13 protein-coding genes are annotated in these 16,699 nt (G+C 53.1%); 3 read left to right on the top strand and 10 right to left on the bottom strand.

Annotation, left to right across the window (positions count from 1 at the left end):
- Nucleotides 1–29: 29 nt before the first annotated feature.
- From TY03_RS05330 to TY03_RS05320, 3 genes are all read right to left on the bottom strand, one after another.
- Nucleotides 30–2,216 carry a S46 family peptidase gene (locus TY03_RS05330; RefSeq protein WP_042368027.1) on the bottom strand — a complete coding sequence of 729 codons (2,187 nt, stop codon included), beginning with the start codon at nt 2,214–2,216 and terminating at the stop codon, nt 30–32.
- Complete coding sequence (locus TY03_RS05325; protein ID WP_042369187.1) at nt 2,213–4,378, bottom strand: S46 family peptidase; 2,166 nt, start codon at nt 4,376–4,378, stop codon at nt 2,213–2,215. Before TY03_RS05325 ends, TY03_RS05330 begins: the two co-directional genes overlap by 4 nt.
- Before the next feature lie 69 nt (nt 4,379–4,447).
- A complete protein-coding gene (locus TY03_RS05320; protein ID WP_042368025.1) occupies nt 4,448–5,671 on the bottom strand; it encodes an anaerobic sulfatase-maturation protein in 1,224 nt (407 codons plus the stop codon).
- Nucleotides 5,672–5,906: 235 nt separating this feature from the next.
- Here TY03_RS05320 and TY03_RS05315 point away from each other — a divergent pair, with 235 nt between their 5' ends.
- A complete protein-coding gene (locus TY03_RS05315; protein WP_042369186.1) occupies nt 5,907–6,635 on the top strand; it encodes a DUF4369 domain-containing protein in 729 nt (242 codons plus the stop codon).
- A gap of 130 nt (nt 6,636–6,765) precedes the next feature.
- Here TY03_RS05315 and TY03_RS22820 read toward each other — a convergent pair whose 3' ends face one another.
- Nucleotides 6,766–6,972, bottom strand: coding sequence for a hypothetical protein (locus TY03_RS22820; protein ID WP_222860399.1), 207 nt, complete (start codon nt 6,970–6,972; stop codon nt 6,766–6,768).
- A gap of 205 nt (nt 6,973–7,177) precedes the next feature.
- Entirely contained in the window at nt 7,178–7,936 is a 759-nt protein-coding gene (locus TY03_RS05310; protein ID WP_042368023.1) for a lysophospholipid acyltransferase family protein, read from the bottom strand.
- Nucleotides 7,937–8,033: 97 nt separating this feature from the next.
- On the opposite strand from TY03_RS05310, the gene TY03_RS05305 reads away from it, so the two are divergent.
- A complete protein-coding gene (locus tag TY03_RS05305) occupies nt 8,034–9,290 on the top strand; it encodes an exonuclease SbcCD subunit D (RefSeq protein WP_042368021.1) in 1,257 nt (418 codons plus the stop codon).
- Nucleotides 9,287–12,241 (top strand): AAA family ATPase, encoded by a 2,955-nt coding sequence (locus tag TY03_RS05300; RefSeq protein WP_042368019.1) that lies wholly within the window; start codon nt 9,287–9,289, stop codon nt 12,239–12,241. Before TY03_RS05305 ends, TY03_RS05300 begins: the two co-directional genes overlap by 4 nt.
- 243 nt (nt 12,242–12,484) lie before the next feature.
- Here TY03_RS05300 and TY03_RS05295 read toward each other — a convergent pair whose 3' ends face one another.
- From TY03_RS05295 to TY03_RS05275, 5 genes are all read right to left on the bottom strand, one after another.
- On the bottom strand, nt 12,485–13,063 hold the full coding sequence (locus TY03_RS05295) for a hypothetical protein (RefSeq protein WP_230201903.1): 579 nt from the start codon (nt 13,061–13,063) through the stop codon (nt 12,485–12,487).
- A gap of 9 nt (nt 13,064–13,072) precedes the next feature.
- Nucleotides 13,073–13,585, bottom strand: coding sequence for an RNA polymerase sigma factor (locus tag TY03_RS05290; RefSeq protein WP_042368016.1), 513 nt, complete (start codon nt 13,583–13,585; stop codon nt 13,073–13,075).
- A gap of 83 nt (nt 13,586–13,668) precedes the next feature.
- Nucleotides 13,669–14,565 carry a vitamin B12 dependent-methionine synthase activation domain-containing protein gene (locus TY03_RS05285; protein ID WP_042368014.1) on the bottom strand — a complete coding sequence of 299 codons (897 nt, stop codon included), beginning with the start codon at nt 14,563–14,565 and terminating at the stop codon, nt 13,669–13,671.
- Complete coding sequence (locus TY03_RS05280) at nt 14,562–15,923, bottom strand: dihydroorotase (protein WP_042368012.1); 1,362 nt, start codon at nt 15,921–15,923, stop codon at nt 14,562–14,564. Before TY03_RS05280 ends, TY03_RS05285 begins: the two co-directional genes overlap by 4 nt.
- A complete protein-coding gene (locus tag TY03_RS05275) occupies nt 15,920–16,663 on the bottom strand; it encodes a polyprenol monophosphomannose synthase (RefSeq protein ID WP_042368010.1) in 744 nt (247 codons plus the stop codon). The genes TY03_RS05280 and TY03_RS05275 overlap by 4 nt, the downstream gene beginning before the upstream one ends.
- Between the last annotated feature and the right edge of the window lie 36 nt (nt 16,664–16,699).

Below are 16,699 nucleotides of genomic sequence, written 5' to 3'. Positions count from 1 at the left end.
TGATGCGTATTTTCGTAGCGCGAGTGTGTTTACTCTGCTACAATGTCGAGTTCATCGATCAGGTGCGAAGCTCCGGCATACTTGTCGATGATGAACAGCGTATAGCGGATGTCTACGCAGGCAGCTCGCTGCGATGATGGGCGGAAGGCGATATCGCCTGTCAACCCTTCGTAGTTACGGTCGAAACCGGTTCCGATCAGTTCGCCTTTGCCGTTGAACACGGGGCTACCCGAGTTTCCTCCCGTATTATCGGTATCGATGATGAAGCAAACGGGCATCTCGCCATTCTTCATCGCATAGCGGCCGAAGTCTTTGGCTTGATACAGTTGTTTCAGTTTGGCCGGCACAACGAATTCCCAATTATTGGGATCTTCCTTCTCCATCGCTCCTTTGAGGGTGGTGTAGTAATCGTAAACCACTCCGTCGGCAGGCTCGTAAGGGCGCACCTTACCGTACGTCAGACGCAAGGTCGAGTTGGCATCGGGATAGATCGGGGTGCCGTTCTCCTGCTTCATATCCATCATTCCCTTGACCCATACCTTGTGGGCGGCGTCATAGTTCTTGTTGGCTTGTTCCATGGCGAGTGCTGTTTTCAGCAATCCGTCGGTGATGGAGTATTTGAACAGCAGCATCCAGTCTTTTTCGAGCGTGTTGAGCGAGGGGCGACGCATGAATTTGTCGAAATTCTCCTTGCTGCCGAATATCGAGTACTTGAAACAAGCATCGACAAAGGCATCGCTATCGCCTTTGAAGCGGGTGTCGATCACCTTGAAGATGCTGATGCGCTCCTCTTGGGGGATGTATCCCGCGTAGGTCTTAAGCATCTTTTTGGCCACTGCCCGTTCTACTTCGGGGAAGGGTACGGAGGCGAAATACTTCTCGCCGTTTTTCTGCAAAACCTCGAGGGCTTTCTGTAAAACCTCACCCTCTTTTTGAGAATCCTTACCGCCTTTTTTAGACAAGGCTACCGCCACTTCTTTGGTCGATGGCAACTTCATGAAATCGAGTGCTGTGACCAATGCCTCGTTGATGGCCTGTTGGTGATAAAGCGGTGCGCGACGCTGCTGCACGATGCTGCGTATCTGATCGAAGGCTTGCTGATAAGAGTTATCGCCCTTTTCGCTGCCGCGAGCCAGGAGTTTCTCTTGTTGGGCGCGTTTCGTGTCGAGTACGCCCAAACGTACCAATCCTTCGTTCATGCCGATGGCGTTTTTCCAGTAGTTGGCGCTCGAGGCGTACTTGCTGGCGTAGTGAATACGTACGGCAGGGTCTTTGAGCATCTCCGCCATCAATACCTCCTGACGGTCGCCACGTACGTGGTGACGCATGAAGTTGGTGGTTTGCATGCGCTCCTCTACCTCGTCGGAGATCATGTATCGCCAGTTGCGGCCGGGAAAGCCCATGACGAAGGCGAAGTCGTTCTTCTCGATGCCACCCAGATTGATCTTCAGGTGTTTCTTTACCTTCAAGGGTACGTTGTCTTTTGCGTATTCGGCCGGTTTGCCGTCTTTGTCGGCATAGATGCGGAAGAGCGAGAAATCGCCCGTTTGGCGTGGCCACATCCAGTTGTCGGTGTCGGCTCCGAACTTACCGATCGATGAGGGAGGCGCACCTACCATGCGGATGTCGCTGTACACCGTCTTTACAAACAGGTAGTAGCGGTTGCCGCCGTAGAAGGCTTTCAGTTCGAGGCGTGTAGCCGGGGTCAGTTCGATGTTTTCGGCTTTGGCAAAGCGGTCGGCCACCTTCTCGAGATATTTGGGCGAGAGGTAGTTGGTGCCTTGCGGATCTTCGTCTACCTTAAGTTGTGCCTGCACGTAGGGAGTGATGTCGAGGATGCGGTCGATGAACGTCACCTTAAGCCCCTCGCAAGGCAGCTCTTCGTTGCGGTTCATGGCCCAGAAGCCGTCGGTCAGGTAGTCGTGTTCTACGCTGCTGTGTTGCTGAATGGCACCGTAACCGCAGTGGTGGTTGGTCAGCAGCAATCCTTCGGACGAGATGATCTCGCCCGTACATCCGCCGCCGAAGTGCACAACGGCATCTTTCAGCGAAATGGCATTATCGCTGTATACTTGCTCAATGGGTATTTCCAGACCGAGTTCGCGCATCACGGCAGCATTCTGCGCCCGCAGGTCGGTGAGCATCCACATGCCCTCGTCGGCCTGCGCGGTGAGCGCAGCCAACGACAAGGCAGCTATGAATAGTTGTTTTCTCATTCTACAATAGTCATTTCGTTAATCAAGTGTCCGCATCCGCCCAGTTTTTCGAGGATGAAGAGTACGTAGCGAATGTCGAGGTTGATGCAGCGTTGCAACTCGTTGTCGAAGTTGATGTCGCCGCTGAGCGACTCCCAGTTGCCGTCGAAGGCACAACCGATCAGTTCGCCGTTGGCATTGAGCACAGGGCTTCCCGAGTTACCGCCGGTGATATCGTTGGTCGACAGGAAGCATACCGGCATATCGCCATTGGGCAGTGCGTAGCGGCCAAAGTCTTTGTTAACGATCAGCTCTTTGAGCTTGGCGGGCACGTTGAACTCGCGGTCGTCGGGGTTCTCCTTTTCGAGAATACCGTTGGTCGTTGTGTAGTATTTGTAGTGCACACCGTCTTTGGGGCTGTAAGGTTTCACGTTACCGTAGGTGAGTCGCAGCGTGAAGTTTGCATCGGGATACGAGGGAGTAGGCAACTTCATCTCGCCCAAGCCGCGGATGTAGGTCTTGTGCAGCAACGCCAGCTCTTTGGGCAGATCGCCCAACTGCTTGTCGAGTGCGTCCAGTTGATCGTATTTGGCACGCGAGTAGGCGGTGGCCATATCGTTGTCGATGGCTTTTACGGTCGGCTTCTTCAGGAACTTGTCGAAGTTGGCCTGATTGGCAAGGATGGAGCTGTTGTACAATGCATCGATATATTTGTTGTAATCGCCCTTATACTCCTTTTCGATCACCGTATAGATAGCCGGACGGCTGCCTGCGGGAACCATTTCGGCATAAAGCGGTAGGAGTGCTTTGGCTACTTTGCGGTCTACCTCATGATCGTAGTCTTTGTTGTGAATATCGGCATAGACTGCTTTGAGTTTCTCGATGTTGGCATTGACGGCCGAGTCGTTCTTCTCTTGCAACGCTTTCTTCAGTTGATCCATGATCTGGAAAGGGCTGCCGAACTCGATACCGCTGTAAAACACCTCGGTGAGGCAGGTGAGTTGATACTTCACAGGCGATGTTTTGGCTATGGCATCGTCGATCTTCTGCACTACGCTGAGGTAATCGGCATTGTTTTGTGCTTTGGCAAACTCGGCAAATTTGGCCTCCTGTGCCTCCTTGTCGCCCAATACATTGTTGTCGATGATGGCTTTGTTCATACCGATCGAGTTCTTCCAGTAGTTTGACGAACCGGCATACTTGCTGGCGTATTGGATACGCGTTTTGTCGCTGGCGTTCATCACCTCTTTGAGTACCGCCAAGCGAGCACCACGCACTTTGATGCGGGGAGCGTTGCTGGCATCCATGCGCTCTTTCACCTCCGATACGGTGAGGTAGCGGCTGGTGCTACCCGGAAATCCCATTACCATGGCGTAGTCGCCCTCGTTCAATCCTTTGATCGAGATGGGTAGGTGCTTGGGTGTTTTCAGCGGCACGTTGGTGGCTGCATATTCGGTTGGCTCGCCATTGGCATCGGCATAGATACGGAAGATCGAGAAGTCGCCCGTATGGCGTGGCCACATCCAGTTGTCGGTTTCGCCGCCAAACTTACCTACCGATGAGGGAGGAGCGGCTACCATACGTACGTCGGGGTATATCTTCTTGTAGAACAAGTAGAATTTATTGCCTGCATAGAAAGGCAGTGCTTGCGGTACGATTCCTTTTTTGTCCTTCAGGTCGCTTTTGCTGTGCAACTCTTTGGCCAGTTTGCTAAGGAAGGTGTTGGTGAACGATTCCGATTCGGTGATTTCCTTGGCAGCCACCTTGGCATTGACCAGGTCGGTGATGTCTTCGATGCGTTCGATGAAGGTGAACTTCAGCCCCGGAGTAGCCAGTTCCTTGTCTCTCGACGTAGCCCAGAAACCATCGGTGAGGTAGTCATGCTCTACCGAGCTGTGTTGCTGAATCGAACCGTATCCACAGTGGTGGTTGGTCAGGATCAAGCCTTCGGGCGAGATGATCTCTCCCGTGCAGCCGCCGCCGAAGATACCGACAGCATCTTTGAGTGAGGTACCGTTGGGGTTGTACAGGTCGTTGGCTTCGAGCTTGAGCCCCTGTTTCTTCATCATGTCGATGGAGTTCTGCTGTTGCATCAGCTGCAGCAGCCACATACCTTCGTCTGCCTTGGCAGCACTTGTTACCAGCACGAAGAGTGCCAGCACGAAAAGTTTTAGTTTGTTCATCATTTAGTTTACAATTTATATAATTATTATCGTTACATGTTCGTCTTATGTTTACTCCGGATACAGCCTTTAGGAGATGTCTATGGTAGCGTTCATCACATTGGCCGGCGGACGTTGGTTCATCAGCTCATTTTTCATAAAGTCCATATAGGGTGCTGCGTGTTGGAAGAATTGGTAATAGCCTTTGCAGAGATAGTTCAATCCGTATTCGCCGCTTTCGGTGCGTACGAATCGGTTTTTGGGGCACTCGCCGTTGCAGGCGAAAAGGAATTCGCACTCCTTGCATTGGGTGGGGAGCGATTTCTGCTTCATCTGCCCGAAGGCGTTCTGCCGTTCGCTATAAAGCATCTCGACCAGGGTTTTGGAGTAGATGTTGCCCAGTTTAAATTCGGGAAATACGAAGTGGTCGCACGAATACACATCACCGTTAAACTCCATCACTCCGGCGTGTCCGCAGGTTTTGGCCATGCTGCATACGCCCGGTTGCTCGCCGACCCAGTTGGCGAGTGTCGAGTCGAACAGTTGGATGTAGTAGTTGCCCACATCCTCCTTTACCCATTCGTCGAAGATGGTGCAGAGAAAGTTTCCCCATTGTTCGGGGGTGATGGAGAATTCGGCCAGTTCGCCCCCTTCGCGTTGTGCGAGCGAAGCCAGGTGTCGTCCGTCTTCGTGTGGGAAGATACGCTCTACGATCGGTGCGAATTGAATGTAGTGACAGTCAAGCTCCTTGAAGAAACGGTAAAATTCGAGTGGGTAATCGGCGTTGAAGTCATTGACCACCGCCATGGCGTTCCATTCCACCCCGTGCTTTTTGAGTAAGTTGATGCCTTGCATTACTTTGACAAACGAGGGCTTGCCGAGCTTGTTCTTGCGGTACTCATCGTGAAACTCCTGCGGCCCGTCGATTGATACGCCTACCAGCCAGTTGTTGGCTTTGAAAAATTCGCACCACTCATCCGTCAGCAGTGTGCCGTTGGTTTGAATGCAGTTGTCGATGGTGCGTCCGCGTGCATATTTCTTTTGCAGCTCCATCGCCTTTTTGTAGAATGCGATGGGGCGCATCAGCGTTTCGCCTCCATGCCAGGTGAAGAGTACCTGCGGCATGGTTTGCGAGTTGATGTACTCTTCGATGAACTTCTCGAGCAGTTCATCGCTCATCACGTGCTTGGGGTTCTCCTGATACAGTTTAGACTTTTCGAGGTAGTAGCAATAGTTGCAAGCAAGGTTGCATACCGCTCCAACGGGCTTTAGCATCACGTATAGCGGTTTGGCAAAAGGGGCGTATGTTGTCATTTATATGCGTTATGAATGTTTCTGGATATCGGTTTGCCGGTTTTGACTATTTGTCAACCAACTAAGTGCAAAAATAGGTAAACTAACTGAAAAAAACGACCTCAATCGGATGTTTATAAGGATTATTAAAGAAAAGAGTATTACAAGTTTTAAATATTGATAAAATGTTTCCTTGAATAGCGAATCCGTTGTACCTTTGCCGCAGTAAAAACTCCATATCCATTGACCGATGAACATGAACAAACTTTCTTCTCTATTGCTTTTGTTTTTGGTGTTTACCTCGTGTACCCCTACCTATAACCTCGAAGGCTCTTCGTCGGTGAGTAGTCTCGACGGGCGGATGCTGTTTATAAAAACGTTGAGCAATGGAGAGTGGGTGAAGGTCGATTCGGCCGAAGTGATACACGGTTTGTTCTCCATGAAAGGCGTAGTCGACTCGGTGATGATGGTGAGCCTCTACATGGACGACGAGAGCATTATGCCGCTGGTACTCGAAAACGGAAACATTAAGATAACCATTAACAACACCGAGCTCAAAGCCACCGGCACTACGCTCAACGATGCCCTTTACGAATTTGTCGATAAGAAGAATGCGATGGACTTGCAGATAGCCGAGCTCGAACGCAAGGAAGCGCGCATGGTAATGGATGGTGGCGATCTGGCCGAAATCCACAAGCAACTATCGCAGGAAGGCAGTGTGCTGATAGAGAATATGAATACGTATGTGCGTAAGTTTATTTCGGATAACTACGAGAACGTATTGGGCCCCAGTGTCTTTATGATGATGTGCAGCGGATTGCCTTATCCCATCATGACTCCACAGATTGAAGCCATTCTGAAAGATGCCCCGCATACCTTCAAAAACCAGCAGATGGTGAAAGAATTTACGACCAAGGCCAAGGAGAATCAAGAACTGATCCAAGAGCATCAACGCCTCGAACAGAGTGCCTCTTTGGGACAATAATCCCACCGATTTATTGAATCCGGTTGAGTAGTGAAGTTTTCGCTGCCGACTCTTTGAGCATACCGACTCTTTGAGCATACCGACTCTTTGAGCATACCGACAAAGTAAGGAGTATCATTCTTAATTTTGACTAGCGTTCTTTTTTACGTTTATCATAATAATTTAGCACAACTCCTAATATTAGCCCAAATGGTACTCCTTGAAAAGTATAAATTTCACATAATGAATACGTATTCACGTCAAATGGCATATAGTAGGTCAAAAGTGTGTATAACCAACTTGCCATCAGTATAAATAAAGCCTGATAAAAATTTAAATAACATTCTTTTCTATTCATAAAACACCTCCTTATTAAATTGAATTGTAAACTTTGATCATCAATATTACAACCTCCTTTCTACCGTTTTCTGACTTAGCAACAGTGGCAAGTTATAAAAAGTAGAGTGAAAAACGAAAGAAAAACGAAAATATTATTTGCTAGAAGTGGTAAATGCTCTCAATGCAGATCTCATGTATGGGGTAAGTTTGCGTAATCTATTGCCTCACATATCTTGATCTTCATTCTTCACCATTCCCTGATAGTGGAGAGGCAACGCACTCTCTACGGCTGTATAGGCTTCGTTCATACTTGTCTTGATGTTCTCAACGCCTTTGCCTTTGGGTGGAATCGGCTCGTGGATGGTCAGAATCATCCGGTGACGCTTGGGCCACTTGCCCGTACGCGGAAGAATATCGAAAGAGCCGTCGATGGTAACAGGCACTACCGCCAGTTGCAGGTCATCGGCCAGTTGAAAGGCACCTTTCTTGAAATAGCCCATATGTCCCGTAAAGGAGCGTGCACCCTCGGGGAATACCACCAGCGACACACCGTCTTTTAATGAATCTTTTGCTTGATGAATGGTTTCGAGTATCTTTTTCGGCCCCGAGCGATCTACGAAGATATGCCCTGCACTCTCGCACGCTTTCCCCACGAAAGGGAGTTTGCGCAGGCTTTTTTTCATCATCCATTTGAAGTTGCGCCCCAGAAAACCGTAAATCAGGAAGATGTCGAAAGAGCCCTGATGGTTGGGAACGAAGATGTAGGAGGTTCTTTTGTGTACCTTCTCGCGTCCGTGTACCTCTACGGGAATGAGCAGGAAGAGGCAGATGAGTTGCGACCAGATTTTGCCCGGGTAGTAGCCCCAGATGTGTGCTCCACCGAGTAGGGAACCTATAATGGTAACTATGGCCGTTAGAATGGTCAATACTAAAAGAATGGGCAACGCGATACAAACCTGGTAGATGTAATAAAGAATCCTCATAATGGAATCAGACTTAAATTTGGTTGACAAAGATATTAATTTATGCTTTCCAAATCAATAGTTTGTGTTATTTTTGTGTGCATTAAATGAATAAGAGATGATACGCATATTACATACAGCCGACTGGCACTTGGGACAGACTTTTTTCGGCTACGACCGCACAGAGGAGCAGGAACACTTTCTAACTTGGCTTGCCGCGACGATCAAAGAGCAGAACATAGACGCGTTGCTCCTTGCCGGAGATGTATTCGATGTCTCGAATCCTTCGGCAGCTTCGCAACGATTGTTCTATCGGTTTATACAACAAATCACAGCAGAGAACCCTGCCTTGCAGCTTGTTGTGATAGCCGGCAACCACGACTCGGCGGCACGGCTCGAAGCACCGCTTCCGCTGTTGCAGGAGATGCGCACCCGGATCAAAGGCGTGGTGCGTAAGCGCGATGGAGAGATTGATTACGACGACCTGATTCTCGAACTGACCAACCGCGAGGGAGTTGCGGAGGTGCTTTGCCTTGCCGTTCCCTTTCTCCGGCAGGGCGATTATCCGGTGGTGGAGACCGATGGCAACGCGTATGCCGAAGGGGTGCGTGAGCTATACGCCCGGTTGGTGCAGCGGGCAGTCGAACGTCGCACGCAGGGGCAGGCACTGGTTGCCGTAGGGCACCTGCAAGCCACCGGCTCGGAGATTGCCGAACGCGACTTCAGCGAACGAACCGTGATCGGCGGACTCGAATGTGTACCTCCCGATGCCTTTCCGGAGCAGATCGCTTATACGGCATTGGGGCATATCCATAAGTCGCAACGGGTGTCGGGGCGCGAGCACGTGCGCTATGCAGGCAGTCCGTTGCCGATGTCGTTTGCCGAGAAGCATTACCGCCACGGTGTGGTGGTGGTGACGCTCGACCAAGGTCAACTGCTCACTATCGAGAAGCACGACTGCCCCTTGCTGGTTCCGCTCCTCAGCATCCCTGCCACCGAGGCTGCCTCGCCCGAGAGCGTATTGGAGCAGTTGGCGGCGTTGCCCACCGGGGCAGACCGCACCCTGCCCGCTCCCTATCTCGAGGTGAAAGTATTGCTCGATGAGCCCGAACCGCTGTTGCGGCAACAAATAGAGCACGCGCTCGAAGAGAAACACGTCCGCCTGGCACGTATTGTATCGGTGTACCGCTCGGGCGATGCCGCTGCGACACAGGCTGAGGAGCCGGGCGTGGGACTGCGCGAGATGTCGCCTCTGCAAATCGTTCAGTCGACCTTCGAAAGAACCTATCAGACGGAGATGCCCGAGGAGCTGGTGACGCTCTTTCAGGAGGCTTGTCTTTCGATCAGCCTAAAAGAAGAGGAGGAAAAAGCATGAAGATAACAGCCATACGATTGAAAAACCTGACCTCGATAGAGGGTACATTGGAGATTGATTTCACGCAAGAACCCTTGCTGTCGGCAGGAATCTTTGCCATTTCGGGGCCGACGGGAGCGGGCAAATCGACCATTCTCGATGCCCTCTGTCTGGCATTGTACGACCGCGCACCCCGTTTTGCCGCCTCGGTAGAGACGGTTTACCTGACCGATGTAGGCGATAATCAGATCAATCAGGCCGATGTGAAGAACGTTCTGCGCCGTGGCACGAGCGAGGGATATGCCGAGGTCGACTTCGTCGGGATGACCGGACACCGCTACCGCTCGCGCTGGTCGGTACGACGCACCAAGAGCCGTGCCGACGGTTCGTTGCGCACGCAAACCATGCAGGTGACCGATCTGGATACCGAAGAGGAGTTTCAGGGAACGAAAAAAGAGCTGCTCGCCCGTCTGGTCGAGGTCGTCGGGCTTACCTACGATCAGTTTACCCGCACCGTATTGCTGGCACAGAACGACTTTGCCACCTTCCTCAAGTCGCGCGAATCGGCCAAGGCGGAGCTCTTGGAGAAGCTCACCGGAACGGAGGTTTATTCGCGCATCTCGCAGGAGGTGTTCGGACGGAATAAGCTCGCCGTAGAGGCATCGAACCTGTTGAAGAGCAGCATCGACCTCATCGACCTTCTGCCCGAAGAGCGTTTGCAGGAGCTGCACGCCGAGAAAGAGAAACAGCTTGAGGCGCGTTCATCGGGTATTCGTCGGTTGGCGGAGCTCAACGAGCAACTCAATGTGGTCGTCTCGCTCCGGCAACACGAAGAACAACTGCTGAAAAAGCAGGCCGAAGCCGCCAGCGAGCAACAGAAACAGGAGAAGCTGCAACAAGCCTTGCAGGAGCAAACCGAAGGCTTGAACCGCTTTCGCGAGCAGTGCCAAGCCTTGCAACCCGAGCTGAGGCGTGCCCGCGAACTCGACGTGCAGATGCAAGCCCTGCAAACCCGCTACCAACAAACGCTGCAAACCGTAGAGGCTGCCCGCAAGCAAACGGCCGGACTTACCCATCGGCAGCAAACCGAAAGCAGTGCGCTTGGCACCGCGTGCATCGCCCTGAACCATCTGCTCAAAGCCGAAGAGGCGACGGATGGCACACCCCCCATCAGCCTGCAAGCAGGGCAGGAGATGAGCCGCGAGCTTCATCGTGCCGAACAACTGCTGACCAACAGGGAGCAGCAACTTGCTCACCTACAAAAGGAGAACGACGAGCGAGTGCTTCGCCTCAACGCCTTCGGCATACAGGCACTGGGCGAGCGGCAGAAGCGACTATTGGAAGAGCAGACCCGCACGCAGCGCGCCCTGCAAGCCGTGGAGCAACTCCACCAGCTGCGCGAGCAACAGCAGAAGACCGTTGCCTCTCTCGAGGCACTGACGCAGCAACTTGCCGGCCGCGAAGAGCAGGTGCAACGCTCGAAGCAGTTGTACGAAAACGCCCGCACCGCCATGAGCCGCGATGTCGTTGCCCTGCGCAACAACCTCCACCCCGGCGAGGCTTGCCCCGTATGCGGCAGCCCCGAGCACCCTTATCACCAAGGCAATGAGGTGGCCGATACCCTCTTCCGCAGTATCGAGAAGGAGTATCAGGCGGCAACCGATGCGTATAAAAAGCAGAACGATCAATGCATCGCCCTGCAACGCGACCACCGTCACCTGACCGAGCAGCAGCAGGTACAGGAGCAGCAACTTGGCAATCTCACCCCCGAACAGCGCGAACCGGAGGCGTTGCAAGCCCGCCTCGCCGAGCTCGAACAACAGCTTCGTGCGCTCAGCGGACAGCTCACCGCCTATCAGCAATTGTACGAAGAGTGGCAGCGGCACGACGCCCTCATTCAATCCCTGCGCACACGCACCCAGACGTGGCGTGAGGCACTCGCCCGGGTGCGCCTGCTGGTGCAGCAATCCGCCGCTACGGGCGAGCAGCTCGCTATGGCCGTTCGTGCCCAATCGGTGGAGCAGGAGCGTTTCGATGCGATGAACGAGGAGCTGTTGCATCATCAGAAAGAGCGTGCGCAGTTGTTGAAAGGAAAACCGGTCGATGAGGCCGAAGCAGCCATCGCCCGCCGCGAAAGGGAGCTCAGCACTGCTCTCGAAGAGGCGCGCAAGGAGTTCGACCGCCTGCTGGTAGCCCTCTCGGGCATACAGGGAGAGCTCAGGCAGCTTGCCGCTTCGATTGATGCGTTGCGCACGAAAACCGAAACCTTCCGTACCCACGAAACCGATGGCGAAGCCCCCCAACCCTCGCTCGATGCCGCGCATCTCGGCAACGCCATTGCCGCGCAGCAGGAGCAGAACCTGCTCGTAGACCGCCGCCTCGCCACCGTCGAAGCCCTGCTGTTGCAGCAGAAACAGAACAAAGCCCTGTTCGATGCCAAGCAACAGGAGTACGCACGCAGCCAGCAGGAGGCCGAGCGTTGGGGCAAGCTCAACAAGCTCATCGGTAGTGCCGACGGAACCAAGTTCAAGATCATCGCCCAGAGCTATACGCTCAACTTCCTGCTGCTGCACGCCAACAAACACCTCTCGTACCTCTCGCGCCGCTACAAGCTGCAACAAGTGCCCGGCACGCTCGCCTTGCAGGTGGTCGATGGCGATATGTGCGACGAGGTGCGCACCGTCTATTCGCTTTCGGGCGGAGAATCGTTCCTCATATCGCTCGCCTTGGCCTTGGGGCTGTCGTCGCTCTCGAGCAACAACCTCAAGGTCGAATCGCTCTTCATTGACGAGGGCTTCGGCTCGCTCGATGCCGACAGCCTGCGCATGGCGATGGAGGCGTTGGAGCAGTTGCAGATGCAGGGGCGTAAGATCGGCGTCATCTCGCACGTGCAGGAGATGAGCGAACGCATTGCCGTACAGGTGCAGTTGCATAAGTCGGCCAACGGGCGGAGTGCCATCGAAATCAGATGAAGATGATAAAGAAAACAGACAGTATGCCGTCGCTGAAGCGCACCCCCGCATCCCGCCCACAGCTATCTGTAGCGAGGGGGTGAGATAAGGTATACCCTGATGTAGGAAAAGGTATACACTGATCCTACATCAGGGTATACCTTTGGTAGCCTCACTGTCGGGCTGATGGTAGGTACATCTCTTGCTGATGCGAATAAATTGTACATTCGGGGATGCTCCCACCGGCTGCCTGCCGATGGATGCTTACGCGTCCTGCTTCAGCTCTTTAAGCTCATCGAGGTTCTTCCTGATCTCGCGCAGGCGGTTCAGGTTCTTCCGGTACACCCATAGCGGAACGGCAAAGCAGGCCGCCCAGAGGAGGAAGAAGAGCACGATCATGACCGTTCCGTGTTGCCACACGCGCCGCTCGATAAAGAAGAAGCCCGCCATGAGGAACATAAAGGCGATGCCTGCCACGCGCTCGCGAATCACCCATCGGTGAATGCGGTTGAAGCGCGAAACGACCGTTACCAAGGGCATCTCATCGACCTTCGTCCGGCTCAGGAAGTGTGCCGTAAACAGATCCCACCCGATGGCGGGGATGAGTGCCAGCAGCAGTATCTGGAAGTACACGTCGGGGTATCGGCCGTCGTAAATCAGGCTGCCGATAAAGAAGCCGATAATCAGCAGCGAGAGGATGCGCAACCGCTGGTTGAAGCGGCTCATGGCATTTATATTGTGTTTGGCATGGTCGATGAGTTTGGCGATACTCTCCTCGTCGACAATCTTTTTGTCTTTGAGTCGCTCGCCAAAGGCGTTCCATGATTTCTTAAGTTCATCCATTTCCATCTATCAATCCTCCTTCTTCATTTTCTTTAGTTTGTCTTTAATTCGACTCAGCTTGGTGGCTACGTTGGTCACGGTCAGTCCGGTGATTTCGCCTATCTCCTCGTAACTCTTCTCTTCGAGGTAGAGCAGAATGATCGATTTGTCGAGTTGGCCGAGGTGATTAATCAGGCGATACAGCTCGCGAAGCATCTCCGTAAGCGGATCGCGATCCTCGGTCATCCAATCGGCCTCGCGGGTCAGTGTTACCAGCTCGGGTGTGTGCTTCTCTTTGCGGATAAAGCTGATGCAGGTGTTGAGCGCGATGCGATAAATCCAGGTCGATACCTTACACTCTTTGCGGAACTTGGGGTAGGCTTTCCAGATGTTGAGCACGACCTCCTGATAGAGGTCTCCCAATGGGGCATTCTTGGTGGTGTAAAGGTAGCAGACCTTGTAGATAACACGTTCGTACTCCCGGATGACCGAGAGAAACTCTTGTTCGATGTTATCGCTCATTGGCGTGGCTGGTGTATCCATTGGCTTCTTCGCTGCAATTGCTTGTTGGTTAGTTAGTCGTTGCAAGGGTTCGGATAATCACAAGGGGCACACGTTTTTTTTCGCTACTGTAGGTTGGCTCCTAAGAATTTCCGCATCTCGGCTATCGTCATGCCGCGCCTGCGGGCATAATCGGTGAGTTGATCTTCGCCTATCTTTCCGACTGCAAAGTACTCTGCAGCGGGGTGGGCAAAGATGAGTCCGCAGACCGAGGCGTGCGGGTGCATGGCTCCGTTTTCGGTCAGGGTGATGCCGATCTGCTTCATGTCGAGCAGCTCGTTGAGCAGGAAGTTGACCGACTGGTCGGGTAGGGAAGGATAGCCTACCGCCGGGCGGATGCCTTGATACGCCTCTACCAATAGTTCGGCGAGGGTCAGGTTCTCGTCGGGGGCATAGCCCCAGGCTACTTTGCGTACGTGTTCGTGCATCTTTTCGGTAGCCGCCTCTGCCAGTCGGTCCGACAGGGTTTGTACCAGCAGGTGCTTATAGGGGTCTTGCTCGTACAACTCTTGCATATCGGCATCGATCGAAGAGGCGAAAGCCCCCACGGTATCGGTGATGCCTGTCGAGAGCGGACGTACAAAGTCGCTCAGGCAGAGAAAGGGCCCTCCCTCGCGCTTCTTGGCCTGTTGGCGCAGCAGCGGAAAGGTGATGCCGTCGAGAATCAGGTTGTCGCCATCGGCATTTGCATCGCATAGCCTGAAGAGGGTGTGCACCTTGAAATCACGGTCGAGCAGGTTCAGCATCCGGTTGGCCTCTTTGAACAACTGCATGGCTTCGGCCGCTTTGGGTCGTTCCTCCTCGGGAAAGCCGGTGAGCCACGACGCTCTGCACGAATCGCATCCGTGGATATTGGCAATGGCTGCAAACCGGGGCTGAAATCCCCAGGCATGAAAGAAGTACACCCAACTGATGTAGGGGGCTACTTCGTGAACACTAAAGGAGAGTATGGTCTGTTTCATCTGAATCGTAATGCTTGTCCGCGATACCGATCGTCGATCTCGCCGTTGGTATAAACTAATTGTCCGTTCACGAAGGTCTTCTCTACCTTCCACTGAAAGGTATGCCCTTCGAGCGGACTCCATTGGCACTTGCTCTCGATGCAGTCGGCCGTTACCGTCCATGGCTGTCCGGGACGAACCAGCACCACATCGGCCTGATAGCCTTTGCGCAGATAACCGCGGTTGTTAATTTGGTAGATTTCGGCAGGGGCATGGCACATCTTCTCGACCACCTTTTCGATAGAGAATACCTGACTGTCGACCAGTTCGAGCATACTGACCAGCGAGAACTGTATCATCGGCATGCCCGAAGCGGCTTTGAGTGCACCGCCCTCTTTGTCTGCCGGCAGGTGAGGAGCGTGGTCGGTGGCAATGACATCGATCAATCCGCTGTTCACGGCTGCGCGCAAGGCCTGCCGGTTCTTGTCCGACTTAATAGCGGGGTTGCACTTAATCAACGTCTGCTTCGTTTGGTAATCGCTGTCGTCGAACAGCAGATGCGCCACACACGCCTCGGCAGTGATGCGCTTTTCGGCCAATGGGGCGGTGTCGAACAGTTCCAACTCGTTGGCCGTAGAGAGGTGCAATACGTGCAGACGGGCGTTGGCTTGTTTGGCCAGACGCACGGCCAGCTCGGTAGAGTGGTAGCAAGCCTCTTCCGAACGGATGAGCGGATGGTATTCGATTGGCAGGTCTTTGGGAGACGCCTCGTCCGAAGTACCTCGGGCGGCTTGCGTGTACTTCTCGGTATTCTCTCTGATGGTCTGCTGATCTTCGCAGTGCACGGCAATGGGCAGATCGGTTCCGCCGAAGATGTTGAGCAGGCTGCTCATCCGGTCGACCAGCATATCTCCGGTGCTCGATCCCATGAAGAGCTTAACGCCACAAACACGGTGTGGGTCGAGCTCTTTGAGCTGCGGGTAATTGTTGTTCGTTGCTCCGAAATAGCAGGAGTAGTTCACCAGCGATTTGGCTGCGAATAAGTCGAGCTTCTCGTTCAGTGCCTGTAGGGTGGTGGTTTGCGGGCTTGTATTGGGCATGTCCATAATCGAGGTAACCCCGCCTGCGGCTGCCGCTCTGCTTTCGGAGGTGATGTCGGCTTTCTGCGTCAACCCCGGTTCGCGGAAATGTACATGTCCGTCGATTGCTCCGGGCAGCAGGTAGCAACCTTCTGCATCAATCACCTCGTGGCAGGGAGCCGAAGGCTCTTGTCCGGCTATCAGTATCTCGGCTATCTGCTCGTTCTCGATGACGATAGAGCCTTTTATCTGCTGTCCTTCATTAACGAGAACGGCATTCTTAATATAGATTCGTTTCATTTCTTCTGTGGGAATTTGTGGAACCAACTGTTTACCTTCAGTTTGATGACCCCGAATACGGCTTCACCGAATATGCTGCTGTTCATCTTCGAGGTGCCCAGCTCGCGATTGATGAAAATAACCGGAACTTCGACAATATTGAATCCGCATTTGTAGGCGGTGAACTTCATCTCGATCTGAAAAGCATACCCTTTGAAGCGGATGTGGTCTAAGTCGATTGTTTCGAGCACCTGACGGCGGTAGCACTTGAATCCGGCCGTTGTATCGTGTACGGGGATGCCGGTGATGAAACGTACGTATTTGGATGCAAAATAAGACATCAGGACTCTTCCCATGGGCCAGTTCACTACGTTGACCCCGCTTACGTAGCGCGATCCGATGGCTACATCGCCTCCCTTTTCGGCGCAGGCTTTGTAGAGTCTGGGCAGATCGTCGGGGTTGTGGCTGAAGTCGGCATCCATCTCGAATATGTATTCGTAGCTGTGTGCCAGTGCCCATTTGAATCCGGCAATGTAGGCCGTTCCCAGTCCGAGTTTTCCTTTGCGCTCGATCATAAACAGGCGTTCGGGAAACTCCTGTTGCAGGTTCTTCACAATCTGAGCCGTGCCGTCGGGCGAGCCGTCTTCTATGATGAGAATGTGGAACTCTTTTTCTAACCGGAACACGGTACGAATGATATTTTCTATGTTTTCCCGTTCATTATACGTTGGGATAATTACAATGCTGTCTGATGTTTGCATATCCTATTCTCTGTTTTGATGACAAATGTAACCTTT

This window comes from Bacteroides neonati, assembly GCF_000499785.1.
Classification (GTDB): Bacteria; Bacteroidota; Bacteroidia; order Bacteroidales; family Bacteroidaceae; genus Bacteroides; species Bacteroides neonati.
Note: the sequence above shows the minus strand (reverse complement) of the source record. Positions and strands in the feature narration are given on the sequence as shown.